Raw genomic sequence first — 13,428 nt, forward strand, 5'->3', positions numbered from 1 at the left:
CGAACAGTTTAGTTGTCGGGATCTAGTCCCACGGGTGCGTCCGTTCTACCCCGGCTACTATCAATCTATAAATTGAATAAAAAATAGTCAACCAGATTTCTCTGGCTGACCTTATAATACGAATGGATGCGTTAGTTTAAGAGCAAAGCTTGCAAATTACAACCTTTTTTCTATCCGATAAGGTTCATTATGTTAATACAAAAAAACCTTCCAAAAATTCAGGAGGGTTTTTTCAAATTATAAAAAGGTATGTATCTTGGCTAAACAATCATTCACAATTTCTTCAGGAGCCTGTCCTCTTACTCGAAGATTACGAGCTTGCCAATCTAAATTTTTTACTTGATCGGTTAAAATAACACCTTGAAAAGCCAAGCTTTCGGGGAGCTTGACTTCATAGCCCCATCCTCTTATCGTGTTTGTAATTGGACATACGGCTGCAAACCCTGTTGCCTCGTTAAATATTTTTGGAGATAAAACAATTCCAGGTCGATTTCCTGCCTGTTCATGCCCTGCTTGTGGATTGAAATTCACGTAAACAAGATCTCCACGGTCTGGTGCTGACATTAAAGTAATTCATTCCCTTCTACCCCAAAATCAATTTCTGCATGACGATTTTCCGGTTTACATTGTGCTAAGAGTTCTTCTAATGAATATTTTTTAAATTGTTTTTTAGGAACTAATGTAATTGTTCCTTCATTCTCTACAACTCTCATTTCTATTTCAGAGCCTTGGTGAATCTCAACTCGTTCAGCAACATCTTTAGGAATTCGTACTGCAAGACTATTACCCCATTTTTGAATGGTTGTTGCCATCGCCATAATTTTCACCTCTTTTTTATGATTCATTTCATTCGATTCCATTATAACACTCTCCGTTTCTTTTTGTATATACACAGTATACACACGACTTCGAAAAATGATACACTTAAAAAAAGAAATAGACGGAAAACAATCTTTCATTAATTTTATTTACCGTTTTTCTTGTGGGAATAGAGCGTTAACGCCTAAAATTTAATGTAATAACGGGGTGATTATGCATGAATAACGCTGAAGAATTTGGCTATTTTGCTAAAACGATTAGCAAAAAGTTAGGGATTGCTACAGATACCCTTCGGAATTGGAGTTTAAAGCTCGAAGCCCAGGGTGTGGAATTTGAACGAAATGTAAGAAATCAAAGAATTTACTATGAAAAAGACATTAAAGCTTTTGAAAATATGAAAGAGTTGCTAAATTTACAGCAGCCTTTAAATGATGTGAGCAAAATCATTGCTGAAAAGATTAAAAAAGGCTTTTATAACGGGGATTATTCAGAAAAGAACACAGAAATAACGCTTAGCGTTTTACATCATAAAAACGCAATAATAACGCAAGAAAAACAAATGGAACAGTTTAAAAACCAATTGATCCAAGAATTTGATGATAAGCAAAATGAAATACTGGAACAATTAAAAAAAGAACTAACGAAAGAAATGACCATTGTGATGCAAGATCGCTTTGAAAATGCAGTGAATGAAGCAGTAAAAATGGCTTTATTGCAAGAAAGAAAAGAAATTGCAAGACAAGTTCTAAAAGAGATTGAGGAAAACAAGCTCCAAAGTACTTCTACAATTGAAAAAATAGAGGAAAAAGGTATTTTAAACAGATTAAAACGCCTATTTAGTTAATATTATTACGTTGTTTTAAAGACTAGTGGTTGCCTTTAGGGCAACCTTGTAGCCTTTAAGGCAATAAAATGAAAATTATTTATTTATCGGAGGCTTTGGAATTGAATGATTTGTTCATATTGTGGTCAAGAAAATAGTGAACATATGGATTTATGTAGTTTTTGTGTGGCACCTTTGAAGAAGGAGCGACCGTATTTGAGAGAGCATTTGTTTTTAGATCAATGTGAGCTGTCATTTAGTGAGCTTTCGCTTTTCCATACATATGATCTTTTAATTTTGCTTCGTTTAGTAAGAGAAGAACGTTCAACATGCTATAGGCTTATGAGAAGTGTTCAGAAGGCCCCTGAAGGCGTTGTGGTAGATTCAGATACTTTAGACTTTGCAGAAAGCGATTATAGGCGTTATACGGCTCGTATGAGGGTCATAGAAGGTATTTTGATTGATAGAATGGGATATAAACCAAAACGAGTGGATGATAAGCTTCTAGCAAGTTTAAAATTGAAAATAGAAAATAGTTAGAAAAAATAGGGGATTATTGGTATTGTCGAAATAGGAGAATAGAAAATGATTATGTGAAATAGGGGGAGGTAATGATGGAAAATAATACGATAGCTGCATTTCATATTTCAAGTAATAAAGATGGAATTATAAAATTGAATACCCAGAAAATGTACCATTGGCATATACCTAAACCTTTGAGAAATAAGCCAATTCAAAAAGGAGATATTGTTTTAGTTCGTACTGTAGGTGGTTTAGCACGTGTATTAGTGATGCAAGTATTTCGAGAAGAACTTGAGGAAACACAAAAGCGATATAAAAGAGTGGTTAAAGTCATAGAAAGAGCACCAAAAAAGGAACCAGTTAGTTGATAATGGCTAGAAAAAAGGGAAAATTATTGGTATTGTCGAAATAGGAAAATTAGAAAAACCGCCTAAAGCTTTGGACGGCTGGCGGTTTCTCTAAAAAAATGGGAAAGGAATTAGTATCCCTTTGTTTACTATTAGATATTCATATTCTAACATATTGGGGCTAATTCCTGCCATATTGGGAGAGGAATTAGATGAAAAAAAATATTGTTAATTTTGATGAAGCTGAAAGAAAAGCAAGATTGAGAGATATAGAAAATGGAAAGATTTTAACTGATGAAGAAATGGAACAAGCTAATGAGCTTCAAGCAAAAGCAAATTCGAAAGGAATGAAGTTAGTTCCTGAAAAGAAGATTAAAAATAATTTTAAATTTGCTCAACTATTACAAGCGAATTGGGGTTATTTGAGAATGAAAAAATATTTAACTAGTGCAGAAAAGAATTTTCTTGTTGATCTAGTTCCTAATATAGGATTTTTATCAAATTGTATTGTCGATGACCCTAAAAAGAAAAATCAAACTCCACTTACTCAAACAGAGATAGCTGATTTATTAGGAATTGATAAAGCAAATGTAAGCAAAATAGTAAAAAGATTAATAGATAAAGGGGTTATAGCACGTTCTGAAACTGGTGTTGATGGTTCTAATGCTAGAGCTTATGCTTTGTATATCAATCCAAATATTATATATTCAGGTAATAAAGATGATGTTAATTTGACTTTACAAACCATGTTTAAAAAGCAGCCTAAGGAATTAAAAGACCTTCCAGAAAGATTATTTTAGAGACCACTATTTTAGTGGCTCTTTTTTTATAATTTCATAGTTGGCAAAATTACCAACTATTGTTGGCAAAATTACCAACTATGAAAAATCGCAAAACCCTTGATATATAAGGTTTTTTTACACTTTAAATATCTTGTTCCTCTCACTCTTATATTAAATAGCAATTCGTTCTTTATTTAGCAACCCCTATTTTTATATTTTTTTACGTTTTAAAATAATTAGCCTTAAGGCTAAAAGGCTGCACTTAAGGCAGCCAAAACCGGTCTATAAGGCAATTTATGGAGGCATAGGGCTTGGAAAAACTCATTTGCAGAAAAAGAAAGGGAGAAATAAAAAAACTACCGTAGATTCTACAAAATACGAACTTTAGTTTTACAATAATAAAGATAATAAACAAAGAGCCTATGTAATCTGCTAATTACATAAGCTCTTCAAGGTGGTGAATTTTTTATGGATAAAGATACAGTTATCGCAGTGTGCGCAATATTAACTGTTGTTATTTCCATAATCGGTTTAGTGATATAAACCAATTAGCTTAGAGTGTTTGCCGACACTTTAAGCTTTTTTATATTCAATAACATTATGTGTTTTTTTAAAATTACTTGCAAGATTCGGCTCATTGTAGATTTATTTTGTGGTTCTGGTAGATATTTCACCTTGTCAGTTTTTTTGTTAATCAAAACAATACAGGAAACATCATAATGTATACAGAATAAATACAGCACAAAACACTGGAGGGGATAACATGACAACATACTTAAAACAATTTGCACGAAACAAGAAACAAAAAGAAAAAACAGAAGTATTAACGGCTCGACTTCCTCACAGCCTATACAGCGACTTTAAAGCATATTGTGACGAACTAGGTCTAAGCATAAGCGAAGCAGTTAATCTACTCGTAGAACGTGAAATTGCGAGCCTCAAAAGAGATTCAGAAACAGCTGTTGCAGTCGAAACAAATACAGATAACTACAAAAGTAGTGGGGATGAAACAAAAGCGAATACAAATGTAGTCACAAACAATTCAAAACGAATCAAATCAACTATACAACGATTCACCACGAATCAATGGAAAATCAATAATCAGTTACCTTGCCCTATATGCCAGGAGTGGAAAGCAGCGAACAATTTCAGAAGACATGCTAATAAAATGCACAAAATGACTACACAAGAAATTTTCACAAGCAATAAATACAAAGATACTATAAATGCAATGATAGACGCTAAAAAGGCAAAATAAAGCCTTTCATAGTTAAAAATGTACTTTGTTTTATCGTTCAATACTTTTATTAGATTTAATATTTTTCCTTTTAGTTTTATTTTTTGTTTGTTGTTGGCGATTTTGTTCTTGCTGCATGGTTCTATTTGCTTGTTCAAGACCATTTATAATGCTTTCAAGTATTCCAAGTGAACTTTGTTTAGCATTAATTGTTTTTTCAACTTTAGATATTTGGGATTGAATAAGTTCATTTCTTCCAAGACTACTTTCTTTTATGGTTTGGAAACGATCAAATTCACCGTAGAGCTTTTGAATTTCTGTTTTTCGTTGATTTACATTCTTTTCAATGGTTTCGATTGGGACAACCCTATTATTCGATTTATTAACCTGATTAATCTTTTTAGCTGTCTCATAGCTCATATAAACAGCTTCTGGTCGTTCAGGATACTTATTAGCTATTTCACGAATAAAACTATTTTTAAGCGCATTTTCAGCCTTATGAAGGGTATCTTTATAAAAATTAATTTGTTTACGAGTATCCCTGTTTTTTTCTAAGAGTCCTGGGCGCTCTATTTCATGTTGTTTTTTAACCAGGTTAAATTCTTGTTGACTATTAAATTTAAGCTTTTCACTATAGGAATTTATCTTGTCTTTATAATTTTCTATTTGCTTATTTTCATTTGCTATATTTACTTCAAGATTTTGTTTCTTTTCTCTATTTTGCTTTGTTGGAAACCAACCTATATTATTGATTTCATTTTGTGCATTTGTAATTCTTTGGTTTGCTAAATCAATTTCATGATAGTAGTTAGAAACTGTTTGGGTTGCTTCATCTTTCCAACGAATGAATTGATTATTACTATCGTTTCGCTTTTCCCATTTATTAAGTTGTTCAAGTCTTTTTTCGATATTCTGCAGAGAAGGTCCAGCATTTAAAATTTTAGAAGCTTCTTGCAGGGAAACAAGTTCAGCAGCAGTAAATTTTTCAGCTGATTTTTTTTGTTCTTGCTGGCGTGCTTTTTCTTGTTCCAGGGCTTTTTTTTCTTCTCGATACTTTTGCAGATCTACAACAAGGCGGTTATATTCCTGACGTTCACGATTGATATTTCCTCTATCGCTTTGTACTCCACGCTTTTCCATATCATTTGCAACATGCCCAAGATGAACAGTAGGAAGCGCTTCTATTCCTCTAGCTTCATGGGAAAGATGGGAAATTCGGTCTTGAATTCCTTCACGTTCTAATGCTTTATTGGCATGATTTGCCCATTCTTCTCGCCAGTGATTTAATAATTCTCTATCGTTCCACTCACGATTTTTTTTGCCGAATCCTTCTTCAGATATTTCTCTAGTCGTTAACATTACATGAGCATGAGGGTTTTCTTGGTTGTCTCGGTGAATAGCAATATCAGCTATCATTCCCTTATTTACAAATTGCTCTTGAACATAATTAATAATTAATTCTTTCTGTTGTTTATTGGATAACTCACGAGGTAAAGAAACTTCAACTTCTCGTGCTAATTGAGCATCTTTTCGCTTTTCAATTTTTTCAACTTCATTCCATAAACGGTTACGATCATGAACCCATTCCGGTGCATGAGAAGGGGCAAGAATCATAGCTTCTGGTTGAACTTTTCTTTTATACTTTTTGGTTTCTCCTGTGCGTTCATCATGAAGACGTTCACCAGAACGATATGCAGCAGATTTAACAGATGATTGACCTTTACTTCGTGATATCACTTTTGCTGAGAAATGATAGATTGCCATGATTCTTACCTCCTCTCTTTTGTCGCTACGCGTATCCAATTTAACCAGAACGGAAAGTGAAGAATCGAAGATTGTTTACTTTCTGTTCTGGCTTCGCCGAAAGGCGATTATGGTTTTTTGTCCTTCCGTTGCGGAAGGACAGTGTTTTCGTTCCGAAGGAACCGCACACATCGGTACGATGTATAAGTGCGCCCTTCCTCATTTTATTTCGTTGGGATGATTGTAGCACATTGATAGATTAGTAGCTATTGTTTAGGTGGGAAAATTTAACTTGGTGAGATAGAATAAACCTATAACCAACGGAAGTATGAGGACAGATGGCGAGGAAAACAGATGCAGAACGTTTACGAGAATTAGAGAAGAAAATGGAGCAATTAAAAGCAAGAAAACAGCAGGTGGAGAGCCGAATGAAGGAGAAAGAAAGGAAGGAGCGTACGCGACGATTGATTCAAGTAGGGGCGATTTTTGAGAAGTATTTTGAGATTGAGGATGTAGATCAAGCCGAGAAGGTTGCTTTTGCTGTACAAGATTTTGTTAAAAAGAATAAGGAAGAAATATTTAAAAAGCTTGATTTGGAAAAATCTAAAGAGAAAGGGGAAATCTTTGAAAAAGAAGGGTGACGTCCCTTCCTTGACTCTTGAAAAAGGTAACTAACTGACCAACCACTCCAAAGAAAATTTAATCAATTTTGATAAGTGTATTTTCAAAGCTTTAAAGCTTTGAAAATCAATAAATCGTTACCTTCCCAATAGGGTAAATCCTATTGATACAAGGTTGCCTACTTGTCGTCGGATTCTCCTTTAAGAATTTTTACTGCTCTTTTAATGACATCAGGCATTGGTATGTTTAATCTTCCTGCATTCTCAATAATAGATAATAATTCATTCGATAAATAAAAGAAAAGATTAACAAGGCATGGTGCAAATTCTGTACTATGCTCCTTTAATTGGGAATAAACTATCTCTTACAACCGTTAATTTTCTTCATTACTTCCTCATTGTAGTAGCTGTAATGGCTATTACAGGGGATTTTTTTTGTGTTTATAGGAAAGACTGCTAAATAGTCAAAACCAAAATTCTCCTCTACCCCTTGTAGCAGCCGCCACGGTTGTTGCAGGGGGGATTATTTATGAGATAGGATTTTTAATCGTATAGCAAATTTAATAATCACAAAATGAGTGATTAACCTATCAGTTGTCAGGGAAAACTATCCCTAAACCATAATAGTAACTCTTTATCGAAGCCCCTTGTATTAGCCGTTACGGTTGTTGCAGGGGGTTATTTTGCTATTTTTCGATATATCGTACTATAGTTTCTTATCATATTCCGACAGGCAAATGATAGGGAAATGATAGATAAGGGATGGAGATATACCCCAAATACCCCCTATTTACCCTTTTTTGATTAAAGTTGGTCAAATATTTTTTAACAAATGCCATATACCCCGTGGGGTTCCTTGTGTGTCAAGGGATTAGACGGCCCCTGGTTAGGCATATTTAGTCACCTGCACAACAGCTCCACAATAAAAAAGAGGGAAGCTGTTAGTTAAGCCTCCCTCATAATTTCCTGCTATTTGATACCTGTTGAAACAATTGAATTACATCTTTATTTCCTTCATTCCATGCTTCATTTTTTATCATCGGTATAGAGAAAGCACTCTCCATATCCATCATTAGTTGTACCAGCTTCAAGTCCTTTTGTCTGTCTATTAAATCAGAGTGGATAATATCCTCATAGCGTTGTTTATAAAGTTCCAATGCCATATTATTTTCCCTCCTCTTTCATCATGCAGCTTTAACGCCTTTTTAACATACTTCTCGTCCTCTCCTTTTATTCTCATATATTTACCCTGTGCTACAAAAAAAGATAAGCTGTTACGCTTACCTCACGATGACCTTTTTTAACATCTATAGATCCAAGGTCTTCAAACGAACATAGGATATAGGGGATAAGTTCCACGACATAGTTATTCCGTCTTCCTTGACTGGTTGAACATCAAAAAGACAGTCCGGTCCACTGTCTTTTTTTGTTTTGTTAAGTGGGTGAAAACAAACTCTTCAACATTATGTGCTGAGTTAAATCAGAGAAAAACAGCACGAATCGGATAATATTCTATACATTATATGACGAGTATAAACTGGGTTTTCACACTTAACTCGTCATATAATCTCCGTTATATGTCTAGTTAAAAAGGAAGATAGGACACCTAAAAGTATTAAAAAAGACCGTCTATGGACAGTCCTGTTCTTGAATTAAGTACCCGTTCGTTCAGGAAAGGATGGTTTTAATCATTGTTATGGTTGTTATAAGGATTATGAGGATTATCAAAATCATCATCATTTTCTTGTTCTATTTTCAAGATTTTTCCTGTTTTTGTGAGTATTTCCACTTCAAATATTCTGCCTTCCTCTTCGGAAGCTTGGCAGCTGCATAAAAAAGGGACGTTTTATGCAATTTATTATTCTTGAGTATATTTATCCTTTAAGGCATGAACCTTGTTATTTACTTCTCTGGTACGATATTTAAAATAATTAAATATGTTTTTTCTTTTTCCTTAATTTCACCTACATAGACGATTTGATGAATTTCGATTGCTTCTCCTTCTTTGAGTTGTTCTTTTTGTGCTTTTATTACGTGTTCAATTCTCTCTGCAAATGAAACATCGTTATAATGTGTTCTAATTGTCCATTCAATAATGATCTGATTTTGTAAACTCATTTTAACAATCCCACCTCCTGAAAATATTTTAACAATCTTTGTTTAAGTAACCTGCCACTAGTTGAAGAAGATCCTAAAGGATTGAATGCATACTCTATACCAATCTAGTTCACATAATCACGCTTATCGGTAATTAAAGAGGTTGGGTACTTTTTGAATACCCAACCTCTTTTTTGTAAACATATGTTTGGAAATCAATATATGGCTACATTTTTAATCTTCTTCTTTATCCTTCAAATTTTTAAGATAATTAGTTCCCCATTGACACATTATTTCTAGAAAAGGTAATAGACTCTTTCCTAGTTCTGTAAGTGAATATTCTACTTTCGGTGGTACTTGAGCATAAACTTTGCGATAAATAAGCCCATGGTACTCCATTTCACGAAGTTGTTGAGTTAACATTTTTTGTGTAACGTTTGGAAGCGATTTTTTTAATTCATTGAATCGCATAGTTTTATCTGTTAGATGCCAAATGATCAACGGCTTCCACTTTCCCCCTATTAATTCTAAAGTAGCTTCTACTGGATCATTTTTTTTTATGTTCATATGTTGTGTTTTTCTCCATTTTTTTATTGTTTTCATCAATGGTTTCCTAATGGGTACTATACCACCTTATAGTGCGTACTTCTATTAAAGATTGTTACATATTATAATCACTTTAACGAACCTACAACAGTTTTTAGCAAGTTGATTATGAGTATTAGTATAGTGTGTCAAATGGATAGCAATGAATCAAATTGAACATAAATAAAACTTACAAAATGTAGAGAGAGGAATTGATAAAATGAAAGCTCTAGTTGTTGAAAAATATGGAGAAAATGCTGAAATCGTACTTGAATCAAGAGACAAACCAACACCCAATCAAGGTGAGGCTTTAGTTAGAGTATATGCTGCAGCATTAAATCCCCTTGATTTAACAGTTAAATCAGGTCATTTACCATTTGCTAAAAATCCTCCACTTATTCTCGGAAATGAAGGGGCAGGAGTTGTAGAATACTCATCAAAGTTTCCTAAAGGGTCAAAAGTGATTATTCAAGGTGGAGCGCTAGGTGTTAACAAAGACGGTACACATCAAGAGTTTATGGTTGTACCTGAAAATCAATTAATTCCTCTTCCAGAGAACTTTAGCTTTGAAGAAGGTGCTGCTTTATCAGTTTCTTATTTAACTGCTTATTTAGCATTAACCTATTCTGGTGAAATTAAAAAAGATGAATGGGTTGCAGTAGCAGGCGCAACAGGATCAGTTGGTTATGCAGCACTTCAACTTGCCAAAGCATTAGGTGCTAAACCAATTGCTATCGTGTCATCGGATGAAAAAGCAAAACAAGCTTTAACAGCTCAACCAGAAGGGATTATTAATCTTTCACAAGAAGACATTGTCAAAGGCGTTGCTCGTATTACAAATGATCACGGTATTAATGTAGCGCTTGATCCAGTAGGTAGTAATGGAACAAGTCTGCTCCTTCGTTCCTTAGCACAAGCTGGTCGTCTTGTAAGTATTGGGTATGCTGCTGGTATGGAAACAACGATCAATCTAATGGATCTTTTAGCGAAAGCGACGAAGATTATTGGATTCAGTATTTACGCTATCCCAGAGGAAGTTATTCAATCAGCACTTCAACATATTATTCAGTTAGCTGAAGAAGGAAAAATTCGTCCAGTTATTGATTCAACATTCTCTCTACAACAATGGAATCAAGCATTTTCACATCTTACTTCACGAAAAGCAATTGGAAAAATCATTTTTACGATCTAATTAAAGAAAAAAGTGTATACTCTATACAAAACTAGTTAACATAAAGTCAATTTTAAGAAATACGCAAAAACGCCAAACCCATATGGTCCAAGGGTTTGGCGTTTGTTTGTTTTTTATCGTTTATACATCTTTTTATACAACGTTGATCCATCAACGTTTTCATCTTTTGAAGAAACCTTTAAACTGCATAAAAAAGGCTCGTTTTATGCAAATAAAAAAGGACATTTCCTCTATGCCTTATTCCTGGTATCGGCCCCACCTACGCCAGATACTATGACAGCCACACGTGCCATCCAACCTATTATCATGATAACAGAAAGCGCTTACATTGTAAAAGATTACTATAATACAAGTTTCGACAATACTATATATTACTGTATTAAAAATTAAACCCTATTGATATAAGGTTTTCTGCCTTAACGTTGTAAATTCGCAAAATCCCGACGCTACCCTAATTTTTATGATACTTTTACAACCTTTTGGGCTACAATATAGTTAAAAAAGGGAGATTGCATATGAAGATAAAGACACATAAATTAGCAACCGGTTGGATTCTTGAAGCACACTCTGCTTTTAAAGTTTACTCTAATGAAAATAGTTATATCATTGTGGATGGAGATAGTGATATAGTTTTGAATTTTACAATAGATAACACTGTACTTGAGGTCACAAAAAGTTCTTGGAACATAAGTTATAAAATTAGAATCGATAATAGAACTCTTACAATCACTACTGACCCCGATGAGGATGAAGAAGAAACCCTCACAATCACTACTGAACTTGGTGGGGACGAATAATAATATATATAAGGCTTAATCATAGGGTACCAATTTAGTTACCATAATGAAACATTATAGGCACTAAAAAAGGATCTTTATCTGAAGATCCCTTTTTTAGTGCTTAATTTATTTTTTTATTGTTTTCACTTAGAACAAGAATTTCATAAGGTTCAGAAAATGATTTATTTATTTGTTTATATTGAAAAAATTCATTTATAAGTTTTTCAATATGTTTTCCTATTTCTTTAGATTTTGTATCTGTACTGTCTATTGAAGTATTAACAATAATGGGATTATGATTATCTACTATAGTTGTAGACGTAACTTTAAGATCTTTTATTTCTTTCAATCCTTGATCTATTGACGGCATAATTTTTAATTCCCAATCTCGCTTTAAATTTTGTTTAAAACGTATTGGGATATTCCCAGTATTGAATCCTTTTTCTTGAGCTAGCTTAAGAAATTCTTTATGAAAGTTGTTGATCTTATTTGGGTCAGTAATTTCTTTATCATTTCTATAAAACATCAAGTCCAATTGTACAATGCGTCCGTCAGTGGCTGAAGACATAGCTCCTGTTAAAACATCCACTTTATGGACCTGTTTCATTTGATTGGCTATTTCATTAATAATTTTTTGCTCGCGTTTTTGCCTTTCTGTCTGATTAGTGTCACTCCAATCAGCAAGAACTTTTACTTTATAATCTGTATATTTTTTTGATTGCAATACTTCTTCAATATTACTTTGAAGATCATCTTTTAAATAATTAAAATTTTTCTTGGAATAAGGTCTAATCACGAGAACGACTTCTTTCTTTTCTCGAGAAAGGGTTAAATCATAGCCATCTGGATAGCCTTTTTTCTTCAACACCTTTTTATTAAAAGAAGATTCAATAGCATCTTCTAATTTGATCGTTTCATAATAGGAAATTAAATTATTGGAATCAGAGCTTTCTATTTCTTTATTAGTTTTATTCGATGTGCAAGCTACTACAAAAAATAACAGACCCAATAAAATGAATAATATGGATATTCTTTTCAAAAAATCGCCACCTTAAATAATTTACATTTTTTCATAATATTGTTGATTATAACAGAGTTCTTATTAAGTTGTTATAGTAGTTGAACAAGATACAATTTAATCAAAATACCAATCTAGTTAACATAAAGTGCCATCCTGGAAGTCAAACGCACAAAAAAACGAAGTCAACCCCTGAATCTGGCCAAAATCGGTCAAATTTAGGGGTTTTAATGGTGGGAAATAATCGAAAAATCGCGCTTATAATCGAAGATCACATTCTTCCGTTTTCTCTCAATTCCTTCAGATTTCATTTCTCTTTGAAACTTGACATTCAGTTTTCTTTTTTCAACTAATTGGAAGATTAGTACAATAAGGATTCTGTTTTTATGTTAAACTGTATACAGCAAAAAGGTTGTAGGAGGTGAAAATGATGAAACGTGCGGTAGGAATATTTCTTACTATTTCATCTTTACTAACATACCTAATGATGGACGTGATTTATCATCCTGTTGAGGAAAAAATAATAAAAACAGATATGAATTCAGGAGTTACAACAGTAACAGTAGTACATAACTTCCCTTTGATGTATTGGGTAATTTGTGTCATTTTAATAATTACTTTTATTCTTGGGATTTACTTTATTCTAGCAAAGGAAAAGCAACTTGAAGAATGTCCACTCTGTGATACTCCAGAATATATAAATGAATATACATTTCATAAATAAGTGAATGATTACACTTAAACTAAACCAGCTAATAGTTTGTCAATAAAAATCTTTTAAATTAAAAATAACTTCATGCTATACTAAAAATGCACAACTCAAATAACCCTCTGAACTTAGTTTGGAAGGTTTTTGCTTTATTT

The 13,428-nt window shown here is 33.2% G+C and carries 17 protein-coding genes; 9 read left to right on the forward strand and 8 right to left on the reverse strand.

The genetic code is table 11. The features are described from left to right. Positions 1 to 237 precede the first annotated feature (237 nt). Together ACE199_RS22940 and ACE199_RS22945 are read right to left on the reverse strand one after the other, a co-directional pair. Complete coding sequence (locus tag ACE199_RS22940; RefSeq protein WP_375351837.1) at positions 238 to 564, reverse strand: type II toxin-antitoxin system PemK/MazF family toxin; 327 nt, start codon at positions 562 to 564, stop codon at positions 238 to 240. Further along, on the reverse strand, positions 564 to 860 hold the full coding sequence (locus ACE199_RS22945; protein ID WP_375351838.1) for an AbrB/MazE/SpoVT family DNA-binding domain-containing protein: 297 nt from the start codon (positions 858 to 860) through the stop codon (positions 564 to 566). The genes ACE199_RS22940 and ACE199_RS22945 overlap by 1 nt, the downstream gene beginning before the upstream one ends. A gap of 176 nt (positions 861 to 1,036) precedes the next feature. Between ACE199_RS22945 and ACE199_RS22950 the strand changes: the two genes are divergently transcribed. The 5 genes from ACE199_RS22950 (at position 1,037) to ACE199_RS22970 (ending at position 4,551) form a co-directional block, all read left to right on the forward strand. Continuing rightward, positions 1,037 to 1,663: a MerR family transcriptional regulator gene (locus ACE199_RS22950; protein ID WP_375351839.1), complete on the forward strand. Its 627-nt coding sequence runs from the start codon at positions 1,037 to 1,039 to the stop codon at positions 1,661 to 1,663. A 195-nt stretch (positions 1,664 to 1,858) separates the two neighbouring features. After that, positions 1,859 to 2,182 (forward strand): hypothetical protein, encoded by a 324-nt coding sequence (locus tag ACE199_RS22955; RefSeq protein WP_375351840.1) that lies wholly within the window; start codon positions 1,859 to 1,861, stop codon positions 2,180 to 2,182. A 71-nt stretch (positions 2,183 to 2,253) separates the two neighbouring features. Continuing rightward, on the forward strand, positions 2,254 to 2,532 hold the full coding sequence (locus tag ACE199_RS22960; RefSeq protein WP_375351841.1) for a DUF5839 family protein: 279 nt from the start codon (positions 2,254 to 2,256) through the stop codon (positions 2,530 to 2,532). A 191-nt stretch (positions 2,533 to 2,723) separates the two neighbouring features. After that, positions 2,724 to 3,311, forward strand: coding sequence for a MarR family transcriptional regulator (locus ACE199_RS22965; RefSeq protein ID WP_375351842.1), 588 nt, complete (start codon positions 2,724 to 2,726; stop codon positions 3,309 to 3,311). A 745-nt stretch (positions 3,312 to 4,056) separates the two neighbouring features. Next, the gene (locus tag ACE199_RS22970; protein WP_375351843.1) at positions 4,057 to 4,551 is read left to right on the forward strand and encodes a hypothetical protein; all 495 of its coding nucleotides are present in this window, start codon (positions 4,057 to 4,059) and stop codon (positions 4,549 to 4,551) included. 30 nt (positions 4,552 to 4,581) lie between these two features. Here the strand turns inward: ACE199_RS22970 and mobQ are convergent, their stop codons facing one another. Then, complete coding sequence (mobQ, locus tag ACE199_RS22975) at positions 4,582 to 6,294, reverse strand: MobQ family relaxase (RefSeq protein WP_375351844.1); 1,713 nt, start codon at positions 6,292 to 6,294, stop codon at positions 4,582 to 4,584. Positions 6,295 to 6,611: 317 nt separating this feature from the next. Between mobQ and ACE199_RS22980 the strand changes: the two genes are divergently transcribed. Next, positions 6,612 to 6,914 (forward strand): hypothetical protein, encoded by a 303-nt coding sequence (locus ACE199_RS22980; RefSeq protein WP_375351845.1) that lies wholly within the window; start codon positions 6,612 to 6,614, stop codon positions 6,912 to 6,914. Positions 6,915 to 7,072: 158 nt separating this feature from the next. Here the strand turns inward: ACE199_RS22980 and ACE199_RS22985 are convergent, their stop codons facing one another. From ACE199_RS22985 to ACE199_RS23000, 4 genes are all read right to left on the reverse strand, one after another. Then, positions 7,073 to 7,255 carry a phage holin family protein gene (locus ACE199_RS22985; protein WP_375351854.1) on the reverse strand — a complete coding sequence of 61 codons (183 nt, stop codon included), beginning with the start codon at positions 7,253 to 7,255 and terminating at the stop codon, positions 7,073 to 7,075. Positions 7,256 to 7,849: 594 nt separating this feature from the next. Further along, positions 7,850 to 8,056 carry a hypothetical protein gene (locus ACE199_RS22990; protein WP_375351846.1) on the reverse strand — a complete coding sequence of 69 codons (207 nt, stop codon included), beginning with the start codon at positions 8,054 to 8,056 and terminating at the stop codon, positions 7,850 to 7,852. Positions 8,057 to 8,795: 739 nt separating this feature from the next. Continuing rightward, complete coding sequence (locus ACE199_RS22995) at positions 8,796 to 9,011, reverse strand: hypothetical protein (RefSeq protein ID WP_375351847.1); 216 nt, start codon at positions 9,009 to 9,011, stop codon at positions 8,796 to 8,798. Between the two features lie 213 nt (positions 9,012 to 9,224). After that, complete coding sequence (locus ACE199_RS23000) at positions 9,225 to 9,593, reverse strand: winged helix-turn-helix transcriptional regulator (RefSeq protein WP_375351849.1); 369 nt, start codon at positions 9,591 to 9,593, stop codon at positions 9,225 to 9,227. Positions 9,594 to 9,795: 202 nt separating this feature from the next. On the opposite strand from ACE199_RS23000, the gene ACE199_RS23005 reads away from it, so the two are divergent. Then, positions 9,796 to 10,767 carry a quinone oxidoreductase family protein gene (locus ACE199_RS23005; protein ID WP_375351850.1) on the forward strand — a complete coding sequence of 324 codons (972 nt, stop codon included), beginning with the start codon at positions 9,796 to 9,798 and terminating at the stop codon, positions 10,765 to 10,767. A 515-nt stretch (positions 10,768 to 11,282) separates the two neighbouring features. Beyond that, positions 11,283 to 11,564 carry a hypothetical protein gene (locus tag ACE199_RS23010; RefSeq protein ID WP_375351851.1) on the forward strand — a complete coding sequence of 94 codons (282 nt, stop codon included), beginning with the start codon at positions 11,283 to 11,285 and terminating at the stop codon, positions 11,562 to 11,564. Between the two features lie 103 nt (positions 11,565 to 11,667). On the opposite strand, the gene ACE199_RS23015 is transcribed toward ACE199_RS23010, so the two are convergent. Next, on the reverse strand, positions 11,668 to 12,585 hold the full coding sequence (locus tag ACE199_RS23015) for a hypothetical protein (protein ID WP_375351852.1): 918 nt from the start codon (positions 12,583 to 12,585) through the stop codon (positions 11,668 to 11,670). A gap of 406 nt (positions 12,586 to 12,991) precedes the next feature. Here ACE199_RS23015 and ACE199_RS23020 point away from each other — a divergent pair, with 406 nt between their 5' ends. After that, positions 12,992 to 13,288: a hypothetical protein gene (locus ACE199_RS23020; protein WP_375351853.1), complete on the forward strand. Its 297-nt coding sequence runs from the start codon at positions 12,992 to 12,994 to the stop codon at positions 13,286 to 13,288. Positions 13,289 to 13,428 lie beyond the last annotated feature (140 nt).

The sequence above is a fragment of the Peribacillus sp. Hz7 genome (assembly GCF_042136355.1).
GTDB lineage: Bacteria > Bacillota > Bacilli > Bacillales > DSM-1321 > Peribacillus > Peribacillus asahii_A.

Coding starts and splice junctions, on each gene's coding strand:
- ACE199_RS22950 (WP_375351839.1), top strand. CDS start 1,037: ATGAATAACGCTGAAGAATTTGGCTATTTTGCTAAAACGATTAGCAAA.
- ACE199_RS23020 (WP_375351853.1), top strand. CDS start 12,992: ATGATGAAACGTGCGGTAGGAATATTTCTTACTATTTCATCTTTACTA.
- ACE199_RS22980 (WP_375351845.1), top strand. CDS start 6,612: ATGGCGAGGAAAACAGATGCAGAACGTTTACGAGAATTAGAGAAGAAA.
- ACE199_RS23000 (WP_375351849.1), bottom strand. CDS start 9,593: ATGAAAACAATAAAAAAATGGAGAAAAACACAACATATGAACATAAAA.
- ACE199_RS22995 (WP_375351847.1), bottom strand. CDS start 9,011: ATGAGTTTACAAAATCAGATCATTATTGAATGGACAATTAGAACACAT.
- ACE199_RS22965 (WP_375351842.1), top strand. CDS start 2,724: ATGAAAAAAAATATTGTTAATTTTGATGAAGCTGAAAGAAAAGCAAGA.
- ACE199_RS23010 (WP_375351851.1), top strand. CDS start 11,283: ATGAAGATAAAGACACATAAATTAGCAACCGGTTGGATTCTTGAAGCA.
- ACE199_RS23005 (WP_375351850.1), top strand. CDS start 9,796: ATGAAAGCTCTAGTTGTTGAAAAATATGGAGAAAATGCTGAAATCGTA.
- ACE199_RS22960 (WP_375351841.1), top strand. CDS start 2,254: ATGATGGAAAATAATACGATAGCTGCATTTCATATTTCAAGTAATAAA.
- mobQ (WP_375351844.1), bottom strand. CDS start 6,294: ATGGCAATCTATCATTTCTCAGCAAAAGTGATATCACGAAGTAAAGGT.
- ACE199_RS22945 (WP_375351838.1), bottom strand. CDS start 860: ATGGAATCGAATGAAATGAATCATAAAAAAGAGGTGAAAATTATGGCG.
- ACE199_RS22990 (WP_375351846.1), bottom strand. CDS start 8,056: ATGGCATTGGAACTTTATAAACAACGCTATGAGGATATTATCCACTCT.
- ACE199_RS22940 (WP_375351837.1), bottom strand. CDS start 564: ATGTCAGCACCAGACCGTGGAGATCTTGTTTACGTGAATTTCAATCCA.
- ACE199_RS22970 (WP_375351843.1), top strand. CDS start 4,057: ATGACAACATACTTAAAACAATTTGCACGAAACAAGAAACAAAAAGAA.